This is a genomic window from Sediminibacterium sp. GW821-FHT12F12, from assembly GCF_058806635.1.
Map to the genome: position 1 here is coordinate 94,052 of NZ_JBXAPW010000013.1, position 13,871 is coordinate 107,922.

The window sequence follows — 13,871 nt, forward strand, 5'->3', positions numbered from 1 at the left end:
TGCCTAAATACAAAAAGCCTTCCGCACAAAGGGGAAAGCTTTCTGAATATCTTATACAATAGGGTCAATTATTTCTCTGTCAGGAAATCCTTGATCTTATCCTTGTGGATGATTTGCTCTTTGAAAGTATAGGCACCGGATTTAGGGCTGCGTACAGCTTTGATCACTTTGGTCCAGTTTTTTGCCTCGGCCGCTGCCTTCAAATCTTTTACTTTCGCGTTTTTAGAAGCTACTTTAGCCATGATTATTTGATTTCTTTATGAACAGTTACTTTTTTCAGAATCGGATTGTACTTCTTTAACTCCACACGCTCAGGTGTGTTTTTCTTGTTTTTGGTAGTGATATAACGGCTTGTACCGGCCTGACCACTGGTCTTATGCTCTGTACATTCCAAAATCACCTGCACCCTGTTACCTTTCCTTGCCATTGTATTGCGTGGTTTGCTTAGTGAATCAATTAGATTTTAACGCCTTCTGCTCTCATTCCTTTGATAACAGATGCCAATCCGTTTTTGTTAATAGTTCTTAATGCATCAGTAGATACTTTGATGGAAACCCAACGGTCTTCCTCAGCAAAAAAGAAACGCTTCTTCTGTAAATTAGGTAAGAAACGACGTTTGGTTTTGATGTTTGAGTGAGAAACACTGTTTCCTACAATGGGTTTTTTACCTGTAACCTGACATACTCTTGCCATGACGCTTAATTTTTTTCCGATTTTTTTCGGGAGGCAAAGGTAAGGAAATGCAACAAAAAACCAAGTTCCCAATCCCTTTTTTTAATTATTTTCTTCACAATCTGGTAGAAAATCGGCCTTCGAATCCCGATTTGGCCGGTTTTATCCACATTTTCAGGAACCCATCTCCCGTTTCCGGTTATCAGGCAGACTAAATCAACTGCATTTTCGCCACTTTCGGGTCCACATGCACCGTATCATGTTCAAAATCAAGCTTTATCCGCCATTTCTGCATAGTGGCCGCCCCAATAATCGCTTCTTCGCTTAATCCGGGCACTACCAGAAACTCATCACTCAATAAAACATCGTTGATGTAAAAATCCAGCCGCATTACCTGATTAATTTCAATATAATGACCTTCACTGGCTGTTGCGATTCTTCTCGTTATGCCCAAACCTTCCGCATTGCCCAGTTTCTCTACAAACTCAGGATTAATACAAGACAGATTGGCTCCCGTATCAAAAAGACTGTACAATCTTTGTTCTCCCCTGGAGCCTACATACAAAAGCGGAAGTTTGATAACTGACATATTCCTCATTTGAACCCAAATTACAAAACAAAGCCGGTCAAAAACCGGCCTGCGTTAAATACGGGTAGAAAGTACTTGTTGTGAGTAGTCAGTAGTGAGTAGGTAGGTATTAAATCAGCAATTTTTAATTGTTAATTTCTAATTGCTAATTACTTATACATTTCCTCGCGTAATTCCTTAACCCTACTGTCTTCCATGTATTCATCAAAAGTCATTAACCTGTCAATGATGCCCTTCGGCGTTAGTTCAATAATGCGGTTGGCCACGGTCTGCATAAAGGTATGGTCATGCGAAGTAATCAGTACCACACCCGGGAAGGTCTGACAGCCTTCATTGAAGCTCTGGATACTTTCCAGGTCAAGGTGGTTGGTGGGCTGATCCAGTATCACCAGGTTCGGGTTCTGTAACATCATACGGCTTACCATACAACGTACTTTCTCTCCCCCGCTTAATACATTTGTTTTTTTCTGAATATCATCGCCACTGAACAGCATTTTTCCCAGGAATCCGCGGATAAAGGGCTCATCCGCATCGGTTACATGCGGCGGCACATACTGGCGCAGCCAATCCATCAGGCTCAATCCTTCGGTAAAGAATTCATGGTTCTCCTGCGGCAGGTAAGCTTTGGTAATGGTGGTTCCCCACTCAAACTTACCGGTATCGGCCTGCATTTTATCATTGATGATCTCGAAGAAATCAGTCACGGCCAACGGATCACGGCTCAGGAATGCGATCTTTTCGCCTTTATTGATCGAAAAAGATACTTTATCAAAGAGTTTCCTGCCATCCACGCTCTTGCTCAGGTTCTCTACATTCAGGATCTGGTTACCCACTTCGCGCAGGGGCTGGAAAATAATGCCGGGATATTTACGGTTAGAGGGTTCGATCTCCTCAATCACCAGTTTCTCCAGGGCTTTCTTACGCGAAGTAGCCTGCTTACTCTTAGAGGCATTGGCCGAGAAACGGGCAATGAAGTCGAGCAGGTCTTTCCGCTTCTCTTCATTCTTTTTATTCTTATCAGTGATCTGGCGTGCAATCAACTGCGAAGATTCATACCAGAAAGTATAGTTACCGGTAAATACTTTGATCTTGGAACGATCCACATCGGCCACATGGGTACAGATGGTATCGAGGAAGTGCCGGTCGTGACTCACCACCAAAACAATATTCTCATAATCGGCCAGGAAGTTCTCCAGCCAGCCAATGGTTTCTATATCCAGACCGTTGGTAGGCTCATCCAGTAATAAGATATCAGGGTTACCAAACAAGGCCTGTGCCAGCAATACCCGCACTTTAAACGTGCTCGGAAGATCACGCATCAGGGTCTGGTGCATTTCTTCTTTTACACCGAGGCTGCTCAGCAGACTACCGGCGTTACTCTCAGCTTCATATCCGCCCATTTCTCCAAACTCGCCTTCCAATTCTCCGGCTTTCATTCCGTCTTCTTCGGTAAAATCGGCTTTGGCATAAATCGCATCCCGCTCGTGCATCACATCCCAGAGGCGTTTGTGGCCCATTAATACGGTATTCAGCACAGTGGCATTATCGAATTCGAACTGGTTCTGTTTCAGAACGGCCATGCGCTCGCCGGGGGTGATTTCGATGGTGCCTTTATTGGGTTCAATCTCACCGCTGAGAATCTTTAGAAAAGTGGATTTACCGGCACCATTGGCACCGATTACTCCATAACAATTTCCTTTGGTAAAATTGATATTTACCTCATCAAACAATACTCTTTTGCCGTAGGCGAGGGTGATATTTCTTGCACTGATCATGTTGCTAACGCTGTTTTCGGCGGCAAAAGTAAGGCTTAACGAGGATTTTGAATGATATTTCGGTTGAGGAGACCGGAAGCGGGCAGGCTGGAAGCCTGGAGGATAGGCGTCACCCGTCGGAGCCGGGCGACTGCGACTGCGGCGCAATGGTATTTGTAAAGTAGTGGGTAGTGTTATCACTCCTAACTCTTATTCAGGGGCCATGGCTGACTGTAGGTAACGGTGATTTGATGGTAGATGCTATTTCGGTTGACAGGCTGAAAGGGGCTGGCTGGAAGCCTGGAGGATAGGCGTCACCCGTCGGAGCCGGGCGACTGCGACTGCGGCGCAGCATGCGCCATGCACTTGCATAGTACATATATCAAACGCTTTATTTATCTTCTCTGCCTAAAACCATGTTATGAGAAAGATCCTGCTGTTTTGCATTTGTCTGATCACTTTCTTTTCTTCATTCTCCCAATCGCCCAAAGATTCTGCCGCATTGGCCCGAAGAGACAGTTTACGAATGGCCAAAATGTTTGGATCGGCTATTTACCCGTTGATCAAAGAAGCGCCCATGGGCGGGGTAGTCGAGATCCCAAACCCTGATGAAAAGCCCGACCCGAAAATGAAATACAAACTGCTGATGAATTTTGTACAGCCCGCCACTACCCCTGCCAAAGCCAAAACGATCAATGGCGCACTGGCCGAAGTGGCCCGGATCATTAACCTGCATGTGGCAGCGGGGGTTCACAAAAACCATATCGATGTCATGGTGATCGCACATGGATCGGGCTTATTTTCTCTGCTGAATGATGAATATTACCAGAAAAAATTCCATATCAATAATCCCAATGCCAAACTGGTAAAAGAATTGCAGGAGGCAGGTGTTCGTTTTTCGGGCTGCGGACAGGCCATGAAATTTCTGGATATAGAAAAAGAACATCTGTTACCTGGTATCCGACTGGCTTATTCTGCCAAAACCGTGATCTCAACCTATACGCTGAAAGGATTTTTGCTGACGGATGTAAATGACTGACCCTGCCATATGAATTTTATATGAACGATCTGTTTCATCATATCTGTACCATGGAAAATCTATACATTTAATTTTCAATACTGCTTATGTCTGACCAACAATCACATTCCCGTTCGCGCCGGTCCTTTCTCCGGAATATGTCATTCGCTTCTGTTTTTTTACTGGGGGGCGGTATCAGAAATTTGTCTGCCGCCGAAGTGTATGGGCTGCGCAAAAAAGTAACCCTGCGGTTTGTAGTGGCATCCGATTCGCACTACGGACAACCCAAGACCGATTTTGATGGCATGATCGAAAAGATCATTGGCCAGGTAAACAGTTTTCACAACAACAACCCGCTCGATTTCTGCGTCATCAACGGCGATATCATACACAACGAAAAACCACTGATGCCGCTGGCCAAAAAGCAGATCGAAAAACTTACCATGCCCTGGTATGTAACAAGGGGCAACCACGATATGGTTAGCACCGATTACTGGAAAGAAGTATGGGGCACACCCGTTAACCACGATGTGGTGATCAAAAAGAAAGGCATTATTCTCGGAGACACATCCAATGAAGAAGGCAAATACCTCTCCCCCGACCTGGTTTGGCTGAAACAGACATTAGATAAACACCAGCAACACAAACAGGTCTTTCTATTCCTGCATATCCCCCAGGCCAAATGGACGGCCAACGGAATTGATACACCCGCATTTTTTGAGCTGATCAAACAATATCCCAACCTCAAAGCCGTGTTCCACGGTCATGAACACGACCAGGATGGGGTGAAGATGAGCGGTAATATTCCTTTCTTCTTCGACTCCCATATCGGCGGCAGCTGGGGAACAGCTTACAAAGGCTTCCGCGTAGTAGAACTGATGGATGATGGCAGCCTGGTTACGTATATGATGAATCCGGTGGAGAAGATGAATGAGATGGAGTATAGGTAGGAGTTTGGAGTTTGGAGTTTGGAGTTTGGAGTTTGGAGTGAAAACGAAAACCAACAATTTTTAATTGCTAATTTTTAATTTTTAATCCCTAATTACCCCACTCCGCTCTCGCGCTCGGCCCAACATCCAGTGTACTGAATTCGTTAGCAAGATATTTATAGTAGGCCGTAATGGCAATCATGGCGGCATTATCGGTGCAGTATTCGAATGCGGGGATATAGGTTTTCCAGCCATGTCTGGTGCCTGCTTCCTGCAGGGCTTTGCGTAAGCCGCTGTTGGCACTTACTCCGCCGGCAATACAAATTCTTTTCACACCTGTTTGCTGTATCGCTTTTTTCACTTTCTTCAGCAGGATGTTGATGATGGTGTATTGGATGGAAGCACAGAGATCTGCCAGGTGCTGTTCTATAAAACCGGGCTCCTGCTTTTGCAGAAAATACAGAACAGAGGTCTTTAAACCACTGAAAGAAAAGTTCAGTTCCGGGATCTGTGGTTCCGCAAATTTGAATTTGAGCGGATCGCCCTCTTTCGCATATTTATCTATCAAAGGCCCACCGGGATAAGGTAGTCCCAATAATTTCGCACTCTTATCAAACGCTTCTCCGGCAGCATCATCAATGGTTTCACCGATCACTTCCAGATCCAGTGGCGAACGGGCTAATACGATCTGTGTATGTCCACCACTCACCGTTAAACAGAGAAACGGGAAATCGGGCTGCTCTTCCCCTATCAGGTTCGCCAGTACATGGGCCTGCATATGGTGTACCGCAATCAAAGGTTTGTTCAGCGATAAAGCCAGCGATTTGGCAAACTGGGTTCCTACCAGCAGACTTCCGATCAGACCGGGGGCCTGTGTGAAAGCAATGGCGTCTAAAGTCTGGAGTCGGGAGTTAGGAGTCGGGAGTTGGGGAAATGCCTGGGTGAGTGCCGCATCAATTACCGGTACAATATGCTGCATATGCGCCCGGCTGGCCAGTTCGGGTACCACGCCCCCATATTGTTCATGTACGGTCTGGTTAGCAATGAAATTGGATAAGATCTTCCCATCCACACACACAGCAGCGGAAGTTTCGTCGCAGGAAGATTCTATGGCGAGGATGGTGGGCATTTAGTTTATTGATTTACTCGTTTACTGGTTTCTGGTCGATCAGCTTTTGTTGTTCGGGAAGCAGTTCCTTGTCACAAAGCGAGCAAATTTACACATGCCCAACCATAAACCAATTAGAAGACCACATAACAAGCCCAGACTTACCCCAATAAACTAATAAACAAGTAAACGAATAAACCAACAAATTACTTCGTCCTGATAGCTACTACGGGGTCCATCTTAGCGGCGATTGAGGCCGGGATGATACCGGAAATGATGCCGAGAATGATACAGATACTTAAGGCGAGGATAATAATATTAGGCGCAATGAATATCGGGAAAGGCAACACGGTACTTAATACGAGCGATAATACCTCTACCAGCCCCAGTCCTACCAGTCCGCCAATAATACACAGGAAGGCGCTCTCGATCAGGAATTCGGTAAGGATGGTGCTACGTTTGGCGCCCAATGCTTTTTTGAGGCCGATCTGGCTGGTTCTTTCCCTTACGGTTACAAACATGATATTGGCTACACCAAAAGCACCCACAATCAGGCTCAGGCCCGCAATGGCCCATCCGCCGGCACTTACCTGGCCAAAGAAACCACTTACCTGTTCGCTGAACATGGCCACATCATTACAGGAAAAATTGTCTTCATCTGTGGGACTCAAACGCCTTGTCTGGCGCATAATACCGGTTAACTCATCCTGTAAGGCTTTGGAGGCAATATTGGGTTTACCCTGCACCATAATGAAGGGGCTGCTGTTATCTGGATTATAGACGCTTGCAAAATACCGGTAAGAAACGATCAGGCTCTCGTCGTAATCAAAACCACCTACAAAACTCTGTCCCTGTTTTTTGATGACTCCAACAACCGTTACTCGCCGTCCGTTATAAGAAACTTCTTTGCCCACCGCTTTTTGTGGCCCGCCAAACAATTCATCGGCAACGGTATACCCAATAATGCCGGTAGTGGTTCCCCGCAGAAATTCGGATTCATTGAGGTAACGGCCATTTTCTATATCAATGGTCTGGATGATATTAAACTCTTCCGATACACCGTAAATATTGATATTGCTGAGAATATTGTCTTTGTAACTGAGATTCACCCTGCTGGATACAAACATGGCCGAATTGGCCGCCAGCTGGCTTTTGGTTTTGATGAATTTCATCTCCTCAATGCGCATCGGCGGACGTTTCATGTATTTCCACCAGGGATAATCGTTACCGCCGCCGTAATTCCACTTGTCAACATAAATGGTGTTATTACCAAACGATTTGATATCGTTCTGCACTTTCCGCTCCAGGCTGTCAACCGTAGCCAGTACACCGATGATACAGAAGATACCGATAGTGATTCCGAAAAGAGAGAGGAAGGTACGCAGCTTGTTAACCCGTAATTCCTGCAGGGCCATCCGGAAACTATTCCATAAAATGCTCAGTAACTTTAACATATACCAAATGTAAGTGAGGAAAGGCTTTGTGAGAAGTATTTTTATGTGAGCGGTGTTTAGTGGTATTCCGGAATCGGACAGGCCTGGCTGAACAATCTTCCCGGCCTGATTTGCGGCAGACCTTATACAGCCTCTGTTCCATGGTAAATTCAGGAATATCAGCCGGTTAACTTATGAACCATCGGTGCAAAAAAGTTGTTACTACACAACGGATAGCATTGTATACTATCCTATTTTTGCAGCGATTTACAAACCTAAACTTGCAATATGACCTGGAAACAAGTCTTCACTTCGTCGGTAGGAAAGAAATTGGTTATGGGCTTTACCGGCATTTTCCTCATCCTTTTCCTGATCGTTCATGCTGGACTCAACGCCTGTATCTGGGCCGGTGATAATGGAGAGATGTTTACCAAAGGCGCCCACTTCATGGGTTCCAACTGGGTTCCCCGTATCCTGGAGCTGGGTTTGTTTGCCGGATTGATCCTGCACATTGTACAGGGCCTTATGCTGGAACTGGCCAACCGCAGCAAACGTTCTGTAGGTTATGCCGTAAGCTACAGCGAAGGAAGCAAATGGTACAGCAGAAGTATGGGCCTGCTCGGTACCCTGATCTTGTTATTCCTGATCCTTCACCTCTACCATTTCTGGTTACCCAACCGTTCCAACCAGGGTTTTTTACTGGGCGAGGAAATTAATCTTTTCGAAAAAATGAGACTGGAGTTCAGCGAACTCTGGGTAGTGATCGTATATGTACTGGGCTGTATCTCGCTGGGATACCACCTCGCACACGGTTTTCAGAGCGCATTCAGAACCATTGGCGTACATAACAAACGTTACAATACCATGCTGATCAGTCTCGGATACGCGTTCTCCATCATCATTGCACTGATTTTTGCCATGATGCCGGTGAGCTTTTATATGGGCTGGGTGTAGGGAAACAATGAGTGAATGAGTGGATGATAGAATGAGTGAATGTTAATCCGCTAATTCGCAATCCGAAATCCGCCAATCAAAAAAACAAAAACCTGTCTGCCGAATGGCAGGCTTCAAACCATCGAAATATGTTAGATGCAAAAATTCCTGCCGGGCTTTTAGATGATAAGTGGACCGATTATAAGGGGCATTGCAAACTGGTGAACCCGGCCAACAAACGTAAGCTGGAAGTCATCATCGTGGGTACTGGTCTGGCCGGTGCTTCGGCGGCTGCTTCGCTGGGTGAGTTGGGGTATAAAGTAAAAGCTTTCTGCTTCCAGGATTCTCCGCGCCGGGCACACTCCATTGCCGCGCAGGGTGGTATCAATGCCGCCAAAAACTACCAGAACGATGGCGACAGCGTATTCCGTTTATTTTACGACACCATCAAAGGTGGCGATTACCGCGCACGCGAAGCCAATGTTCACCGCCTGGCAGAAGTGAGTGCCAATATCATAGACCAGTGTGTGGCACAGGGTGTACCCTTTGCCCGCGAATATGGTGGATTACTGAGTAACCGCTCTTTCGGTGGTACACAGGTACAAAGAACTTTTTATGCTGCCGGACAAACCGGCCAGCAATTATTGATAGGCGCTTACCAGGCACTGGAGCGCCAGGTGGCATTGGGTAATGTAAAAATGTATAGTCGCCACGAAATGCTCGAAGTGGTAAAGATTGAAGGCAAGGCACGCGGTATTATTGCCCGTGACTTAGTGAGTGGTAAATTGGAAAGACATTTTGGTCATGCAGTTCTGTTATGTTCCGGTGGTTATGGAAATGTATTCTATTTATCAACCAATGCCATGGGAAGTAATGTTACCGCGGCATGGAAAGCGCATAAGAAAGGGGCCGCATTTGCGAACCCTTGTTTTACACAGATCCACCCTACCTGTATCCCGGTAAGTGGCGATCACCAGTCGAAACTGACCCTGATGTCAGAATCACTGCGTAACGACGGGCGTATCTGGGTGCCCAAGGCCAAAGGCGATAACCGCAAAGCGAGTGAGATCCCCGAAGAAGAAAGAGACTATTACCTCGAAAGAAGATACCCAGCTTTTGGTAACCTGGTACCACGCGATGTGGCATCAAGAGCTGCCAAAGAAAGATGTGATGAAGGCTATGGTGTGGGAACGAGCAAACAGGCAGTTTACCTTGATTTTGGAGCAGCCATTATCCGTTACGGAAAAATTGAAGCCGGTAAAGAAGGCAGAGATAATGTAGCGGAAGCTGAGATCATTGCCATGGGTAAAGAAGTGGTGAAAGAGAAATACGGCAACCTTTTCGATATGTATGAAAAGATCACCGGCGAGAACCCGTATGAAGTGCCAATGCGCATCTACCCTGCCGTACACTATACCATGGGCGGTTTATGGGTGGATTATGAATTGCAGACCAATGTTCCAGGCTTATATGCTTTGGGAGAAGCTAACTTCTCTGACCATGGTGCCAACCGTTTGGGTGCGTCGGCCTTAATGCAGGGATTAGCGGATGGATATTTTGTGATTCCTTATACATTAGGTAACAGTCTGGCGGATGAGATCTATGCTAAAGCAATAGAAACCACTCACCCTGCTTTTGAAGAAGCCGAAAAAGAAGTGAGCGACAGGATTAACACCCTGATGAACATTAAAGGAAAGCAATCCGTGGAAAGTTTCCACAAGCGTTTAGGAAAGATCATGTGGGAAAAATGCGGTATGGCCCGTAATGCAAAAGGATTACAGGAAGCCATCACTGAGATACAGGCGCTGAAAAAAGAATTCTGGAGTGATGTAAAAATACCGGGTGAGATCAACGAAATGAATCCGGAACTGGACAAAGCCAATCGCGTAGCAGATTTTATTGAGTTAGGTGAACTGATGTGTAAAGATGCCTTGGACAGAAATGAAAGCTGCGGCGGACATTTCCGTGAAGAATATCAAACACCCGATGGTGAAGCTTTGCGTGATGATGCCAACTATATGTATGTATCAGCATGGGAATATGCCGGAGAACACAAATGGAACCTGCATAAGGAACCATTGAATTACGAAGTGATTAAACCGACACAGCGTAATTATAAGTAGTAGTACTAGGTATTATCCGCAGGTCAATTTGAAAATTTGAGAGTGTGCTAATTTGAAAATCAGATTAGTGTACAAATTCAAATTATGCGCGATGATAGGCGGAATGTGATTGTGGAGAAATCGGTTGCGTTTTCTCTGGCGATCATACGGTTTACAGAAGTTCTTGAACATAACAGAAAATTTGTCATTGCCAACCAGCTCCTCCGTTCCGGAACCTCAATAGGTGCAACCATATTTGAGGCCCAGAATGCAGAAAGCAGGGCAGACTTTATTCACAAGATGAAAGTAGCGGCCAAAGAAGCAAGTGAAACCGTTTACTGGCTGATGCTCTGTGAAAAAAGCGAGTCCTATCCCTTTGACCCGGCTTTACCGGATAATCTCGCAGAGATCATCCGAATCCTCTCCAGGATCATCGCCACCTCAAAAGGATAAACCGTTAGCATTTTCAAATTCTCAAATTTTCAAATTCTCAAATTTCTATATGGAACATTATAACATGAATCTGAACCTGAAAGTCTGGAGACAAAAGAACTGCAAATCCAAAGGTGAGTTCAAACTGTACCGGGTAGAGAACATTTCTTCCGAAATGAGTTTTCTGGAAATGTTTGATGTGCTGAACGAGCAACTGATCCGCGATGGTGACGATCCGATCACTTTTGACCATGACTGCCGTGAAGGAATTTGTGGTGCCTGTTCCATGTATATCAATGGTAAACCACACGGACCCTGGCAGGCCAATACTACCTGTCAGTTACACATGCGCGCCTTCCAGGATGGAGATACCATTGTTGTAGAACCCTGGAGAGCCGATGCCTTCCCGGTGATCAAAGATCTGATGGTAGACCGTACTGCTTTTGACCGCATCATTCAGGCCGGAGGTTATATCAGCGTAAATACCGGTAACGCGGTAGATGGTAACGCCATTCCTATCCCGAAAGACGATGCAGATGCGTCTTTTGCAGCAGCCATGTGTATCGGTTGTGGTGCCTGCGTGGCCGCCTGTAAAAACAGCAGCGCCATGTTATTCCTCAGTGCCAAGGTTTCACACCTGGCTCTCTTACCACAAGGTGCCCCTGAAAGAAAAAGCCGCGTAATGAATATGGTGGCGCAGATGGACAAAGAAGGTTTTGGTGCCTGTACCAATACCGGTGCCTGCGAAGCTACCTGTCCGAAAGAAATATCTATCACCAATATTGCCCGCCTCAACAAAGAATACCTCGCGGCTGGTATTACAGCAGAATAATCATCGCCCTGCAAAGGGATTGGATATAGATAAAAGCCTGTTTCAACCAAGAAACAGGCTTTTCTTTTGCTCTAAATCTTGCCCATTGACAATTGACAATTGCCCATTGCCCATTCACCTAAACAGTGCGTTTATTTCTTTTGAGTAAAAGTGCACAGATCAGACTAACAACCAACCCAACGGGTACGATCTCGAAGTAGGTGAACAGGATATTGACAATTGGATTTTTGTACATCTCTGCAAATTCTTTCATCTCAGCGGTTTGTTTGGCTATTTCGGCAGCACTGGCACCACTGGCTTTTGCTTTTTCGAGCATGGCAGCACTGTACCTGTCAGCAAAATCCGGAAATACAAAGTGTCCTTCGATCTGCCAGGTAACTACATAAAAAGTAGCAGCGATCAGGGTAATCAGCAGACCAATGGTAAATGCTTTTCCGAAACTGATCAGTCCCTCGTTGTACTTATCACGGTAGGTTTTGATACCTACGAATACAAAAGAGAATGCGAGAAGCATGGAAGCGTATCCATAGATCATCCCGTTGTCAAAATCCCCTTTGTTGATGAAATAAAGGGTTGAACAGACCATCAGTGCACTTACGATGAGGCCACTGATGACCCCGTTTACAATCACGACTTTTTTCATGTGTGTGGTTTTAGGTAAAGAATAGAACGAAAATCGGGCATCGCCTGCTTTTCCGGTTCATACTTTCGGGTGATTTTAAACAACCACCTTCCTTTTCATCCGAAAGAATGACTATCAGGGAATCAATCCCGCCTGTTTTCCTCTCTCCACCGCCTGCGTACGTCTTTGCACATCCAGTTTTTCGAATAAGCGGGCCGCATGTGTTTTTACAGTGTTGAGCGATACAAATAACCTGTCTGCAATTTCCTGGTTACTGAGTCCCTCGGCCATTAACTGCAGTACCTCCCTTTCGCGTTGGCTGATACCGAGCCTCGTCAGTTCTTTTTCATTCATCACAAAAGGAAGAGAAGGATCACGGAACACCGTTTTTTCCACCACCAGTTTTTCTATCTGTGGTTTGCTTAGTTTTTTCGACAGCCAGATACCGAGGCCGGTGAACAGGACGGCGATGGAACCGGCATAGAGTTCAAAAGCATGGTCGTAGATCACAAATTTCAGCTCCAGCCATTTCAGCAATAAGAGCAAGATGGCCAGCGAAGCCCCGTAAAGCCATACTGTTTTATACTTTCTGAAAAGGTCCATGCAGCGGTGGTAAGTTGCTTACTAAGATAAACGTCTGCCGCCAAATGACCATCAAACGAGGCAAACATGATTAACTTTGTGGTATGTCCAACAGCTATTTCCGGTTCAAACAGTTTACCGTACACCAGGAGCGATGTGCCATGAAAGTATGCACAGACGCCTGCCTGTTTGGTGCCTGGGCAGGCCGGAAAGCCGCTCAGCCGCCCTTAACGGATGGCAGCGTACTGGATATTGGAACCGGCACCGGTTTACTAAGCCTGATGCTGGCCCAGCAGGGAAACCATCGGATAGATGCGGTGGAGCTGGACGAAAAAGCCGCCGAACAGGCAGCAGAAAATTTTGAGGCTTCGCCCTGGCGCATCAGATTGCAGGTAATTACCGGCAATATTACCAAACTACACCTCGGCAAAAAATATGATTGTATTATTACCAATCCGCCATTTTTTGAGAACGACCTGAAAAGTCCGGATAACCAGCGCAACCTCGCATTACATAGTGAGGCACTTTCTTTTGCGGAATTATTAGCGGCCTGTGTACAACATCTCCTGGAGGATGGAAAACTGGCGGTGCTGCTACCCTATCACCGCAAAGAAGCTTTTGTGCAGCAGGCTTTGCAGGCGGGATTTTTTCTGGAAGAAGAATTAGCGGTGAGACAAACGCCCAAACATGCTTATTTCAGGGCAATGTTATGGTTGGGGAGAACAGCCGTTACGCCGTTACAAAGATCACTCACGATCCGGGAAGGAGAAATATACAGTGCGGATTTTAGCGATCTGTTGAGGGAGTATTATCTGAATGATTAGTAACTATTACCCTGGTAAAAAACTCTCTGCGAAACCTCTAA

General features: G+C 45.9%; 16 protein-coding genes. 7 read left to right on the plus strand and 9 right to left on the minus strand.

The window, feature by feature from the left end; genetic code table 11:
- Positions 1–68: 68 nt before the first annotated feature.
- The 5 genes from AC1RNB_RS15960 to AC1RNB_RS15980 form a co-directional block, all read right to left on the minus strand.
- A complete protein-coding gene (locus AC1RNB_RS15960; protein ID WP_493084445.1) occupies positions 69–242 on the minus strand; it encodes a DUF4295 family protein in 174 nt (57 codons plus the stop codon).
- Positions 243–244: 2 nt separating this feature from the next.
- Complete coding sequence (rpmG, locus tag AC1RNB_RS15965) at positions 245–427, minus strand: 50S ribosomal protein L33 (RefSeq protein WP_493084447.1); 183 nt, start codon at positions 425–427, stop codon at positions 245–247.
- Positions 428–456: 29 nt separating this feature from the next.
- A complete protein-coding gene (gene rpmB / locus AC1RNB_RS15970; RefSeq protein ID WP_493084449.1) occupies positions 457–693 on the minus strand; it encodes a 50S ribosomal protein L28 in 237 nt (78 codons plus the stop codon).
- Between the two features lie 190 nt (positions 694–883).
- Positions 884–1,261: a retropepsin-like aspartic protease gene (locus AC1RNB_RS15975; protein WP_493084451.1), complete on the minus strand. Its 378-nt coding sequence runs from the start codon at positions 1,259–1,261 to the stop codon at positions 884–886.
- Positions 1,262–1,410: 149 nt separating this feature from the next.
- Entirely contained in the window at positions 1,411–3,036 is a 1,626-nt protein-coding gene (locus AC1RNB_RS15980) for an ABC-F family ATP-binding cassette domain-containing protein (RefSeq protein ID WP_493084453.1), read from the minus strand.
- A 400-nt stretch (positions 3,037–3,436) separates the two neighbouring features.
- Between AC1RNB_RS15980 and AC1RNB_RS15985 the strand changes: the two genes are divergently transcribed.
- Together AC1RNB_RS15985 and AC1RNB_RS15990 are read left to right on the plus strand one after the other, a co-directional pair.
- A complete protein-coding gene (locus AC1RNB_RS15985) occupies positions 3,437–4,054 on the plus strand; it encodes a DsrE family protein (protein WP_493084455.1) in 618 nt (205 codons plus the stop codon).
- A gap of 86 nt (positions 4,055–4,140) precedes the next feature.
- Complete coding sequence (locus AC1RNB_RS15990; protein WP_493084457.1) at positions 4,141–4,983, plus strand: metallophosphoesterase family protein; 843 nt, start codon at positions 4,141–4,143, stop codon at positions 4,981–4,983.
- An 88-nt stretch (positions 4,984–5,071) separates the two neighbouring features.
- Here the strand turns inward: AC1RNB_RS15990 and tsaD are convergent, their stop codons facing one another.
- Both tsaD and AC1RNB_RS16000 read right to left on the minus strand, forming a co-directional pair.
- Entirely contained in the window at positions 5,072–6,091 is a 1,020-nt protein-coding gene (gene tsaD / locus AC1RNB_RS15995; protein ID WP_493084459.1) for a tRNA (adenosine(37)-N6)-threonylcarbamoyltransferase complex transferase subunit TsaD, read from the minus strand.
- 185 nt (positions 6,092–6,276) lie between these two features.
- Entirely contained in the window at positions 6,277–7,524 is a 1,248-nt protein-coding gene (locus tag AC1RNB_RS16000) for an ABC transporter permease (RefSeq protein ID WP_493084460.1), read from the minus strand.
- A 267-nt stretch (positions 7,525–7,791) separates the two neighbouring features.
- On the opposite strand from AC1RNB_RS16000, the gene AC1RNB_RS16005 reads away from it, so the two are divergent.
- The 4 genes from AC1RNB_RS16005 to AC1RNB_RS16020 all read left to right on the plus strand — a co-directional run bounded on the left by AC1RNB_RS16005 (position 7,792) and on the right by AC1RNB_RS16020 (position 11,802).
- Entirely contained in the window at positions 7,792–8,457 is a 666-nt protein-coding gene (locus AC1RNB_RS16005; protein WP_493084462.1) for a succinate dehydrogenase cytochrome b subunit, read from the plus strand.
- Between the two features lie 128 nt (positions 8,458–8,585).
- Positions 8,586–10,559 carry a fumarate reductase/succinate dehydrogenase flavoprotein subunit gene (locus AC1RNB_RS16010; RefSeq protein WP_493084464.1) on the plus strand — a complete coding sequence of 658 codons (1,974 nt, stop codon included), beginning with the start codon at positions 8,586–8,588 and terminating at the stop codon, positions 10,557–10,559.
- Positions 10,560–10,643: 84 nt separating this feature from the next.
- A complete protein-coding gene (locus AC1RNB_RS16015) occupies positions 10,644–10,991 on the plus strand; it encodes a four helix bundle protein (protein ID WP_493084466.1) in 348 nt (115 codons plus the stop codon).
- Positions 10,992–11,040: 49 nt separating this feature from the next.
- Positions 11,041–11,802 carry a succinate dehydrogenase/fumarate reductase iron-sulfur subunit gene (locus tag AC1RNB_RS16020; protein WP_493084468.1) on the plus strand — a complete coding sequence of 254 codons (762 nt, stop codon included), beginning with the start codon at positions 11,041–11,043 and terminating at the stop codon, positions 11,800–11,802.
- 118 nt (positions 11,803–11,920) lie between these two features.
- Here the strand turns inward: AC1RNB_RS16020 and AC1RNB_RS16025 are convergent, their stop codons facing one another.
- Together AC1RNB_RS16025 and AC1RNB_RS16030 are read right to left on the minus strand one after the other, a co-directional pair.
- Positions 11,921–12,445, minus strand: coding sequence for a DUF4199 domain-containing protein (locus tag AC1RNB_RS16025; protein ID WP_493084470.1), 525 nt, complete (start codon positions 12,443–12,445; stop codon positions 11,921–11,923).
- Between the two features lie 114 nt (positions 12,446–12,559).
- The gene (locus tag AC1RNB_RS16030) at positions 12,560–13,027 is read right to left on the minus strand and encodes a response regulator transcription factor (RefSeq protein WP_493084472.1); all 468 of its coding nucleotides are present in this window, start codon (positions 13,025–13,027) and stop codon (positions 12,560–12,562) included.
- 83 nt (positions 13,028–13,110) lie between these two features.
- On the opposite strand from AC1RNB_RS16030, the gene AC1RNB_RS16035 reads away from it, so the two are divergent.
- A complete protein-coding gene (locus AC1RNB_RS16035; protein WP_493084474.1) occupies positions 13,111–13,830 on the plus strand; it encodes a tRNA1(Val) (adenine(37)-N6)-methyltransferase in 720 nt (239 codons plus the stop codon).
- Positions 13,831–13,871 lie beyond the last annotated feature (41 nt).

Bases quoted from the DNA above. Each gene is read 5' to 3' on its own strand.
- AC1RNB_RS16015 (WP_493084466.1), top strand. From the start codon at position 10,644: ATGCGCGATGATAGGCGGAATGTGATTGTGGAGAAATCGGTTGCGTTT.
- AC1RNB_RS16020 (WP_493084468.1), top strand. From the start codon at position 11,041: ATGGAACATTATAACATGAATCTGAACCTGAAAGTCTGGAGACAAAAG.
- AC1RNB_RS16000 (WP_493084460.1), bottom strand. From the start codon at position 7,524: ATGTTAAAGTTACTGAGCATTTTATGGAATAGTTTCCGGATGGCCCTG.
- AC1RNB_RS15975 (WP_493084451.1), bottom strand. From the start codon at position 1,261: ATGTCAGTTATCAAACTTCCGCTTTTGTATGTAGGCTCCAGGGGAGAA.
- AC1RNB_RS16025 (WP_493084470.1), bottom strand. From the start codon at position 12,445: ATGAAAAAAGTCGTGATTGTAAACGGGGTCATCAGTGGCCTCATCGTA.
- AC1RNB_RS15960 (WP_493084445.1), bottom strand. From the start codon at position 242: ATGGCTAAAGTAGCTTCTAAAAACGCGAAAGTAAAAGATTTGAAGGCA.
- AC1RNB_RS16005 (WP_493084462.1), top strand. From the start codon at position 7,792: ATGACCTGGAAACAAGTCTTCACTTCGTCGGTAGGAAAGAAATTGGTT.
- tsaD (WP_493084459.1), bottom strand. From the start codon at position 6,091: ATGCCCACCATCCTCGCCATAGAATCTTCCTGCGACGAAACTTCCGCT.
- AC1RNB_RS16030 (WP_493084472.1), bottom strand. From the start codon at position 13,027: ATGGACCTTTTCAGAAAGTATAAAACAGTATGGCTTTACGGGGCTTCG.
- AC1RNB_RS16035 (WP_493084474.1), top strand. From the start codon at position 13,111: ATGTCCAACAGCTATTTCCGGTTCAAACAGTTTACCGTACACCAGGAG.
- AC1RNB_RS15990 (WP_493084457.1), top strand. From the start codon at position 4,141: ATGTCTGACCAACAATCACATTCCCGTTCGCGCCGGTCCTTTCTCCGG.
- rpmB (WP_493084449.1), bottom strand. From the start codon at position 693: ATGGCAAGAGTATGTCAGGTTACAGGTAAAAAACCCATTGTAGGAAAC.
- rpmG (WP_493084447.1), bottom strand. From the start codon at position 427: ATGGCAAGGAAAGGTAACAGGGTGCAGGTGATTTTGGAATGTACAGAG.
- AC1RNB_RS15985 (WP_493084455.1), top strand. From the start codon at position 3,437: ATGAGAAAGATCCTGCTGTTTTGCATTTGTCTGATCACTTTCTTTTCT.
- AC1RNB_RS15980 (WP_493084453.1), bottom strand. From the start codon at position 3,036: ATGATCAGTGCAAGAAATATCACCCTCGCCTACGGCAAAAGAGTATTG.
- AC1RNB_RS16010 (WP_493084464.1), top strand. From the start codon at position 8,586: ATGTTAGATGCAAAAATTCCTGCCGGGCTTTTAGATGATAAGTGGACC.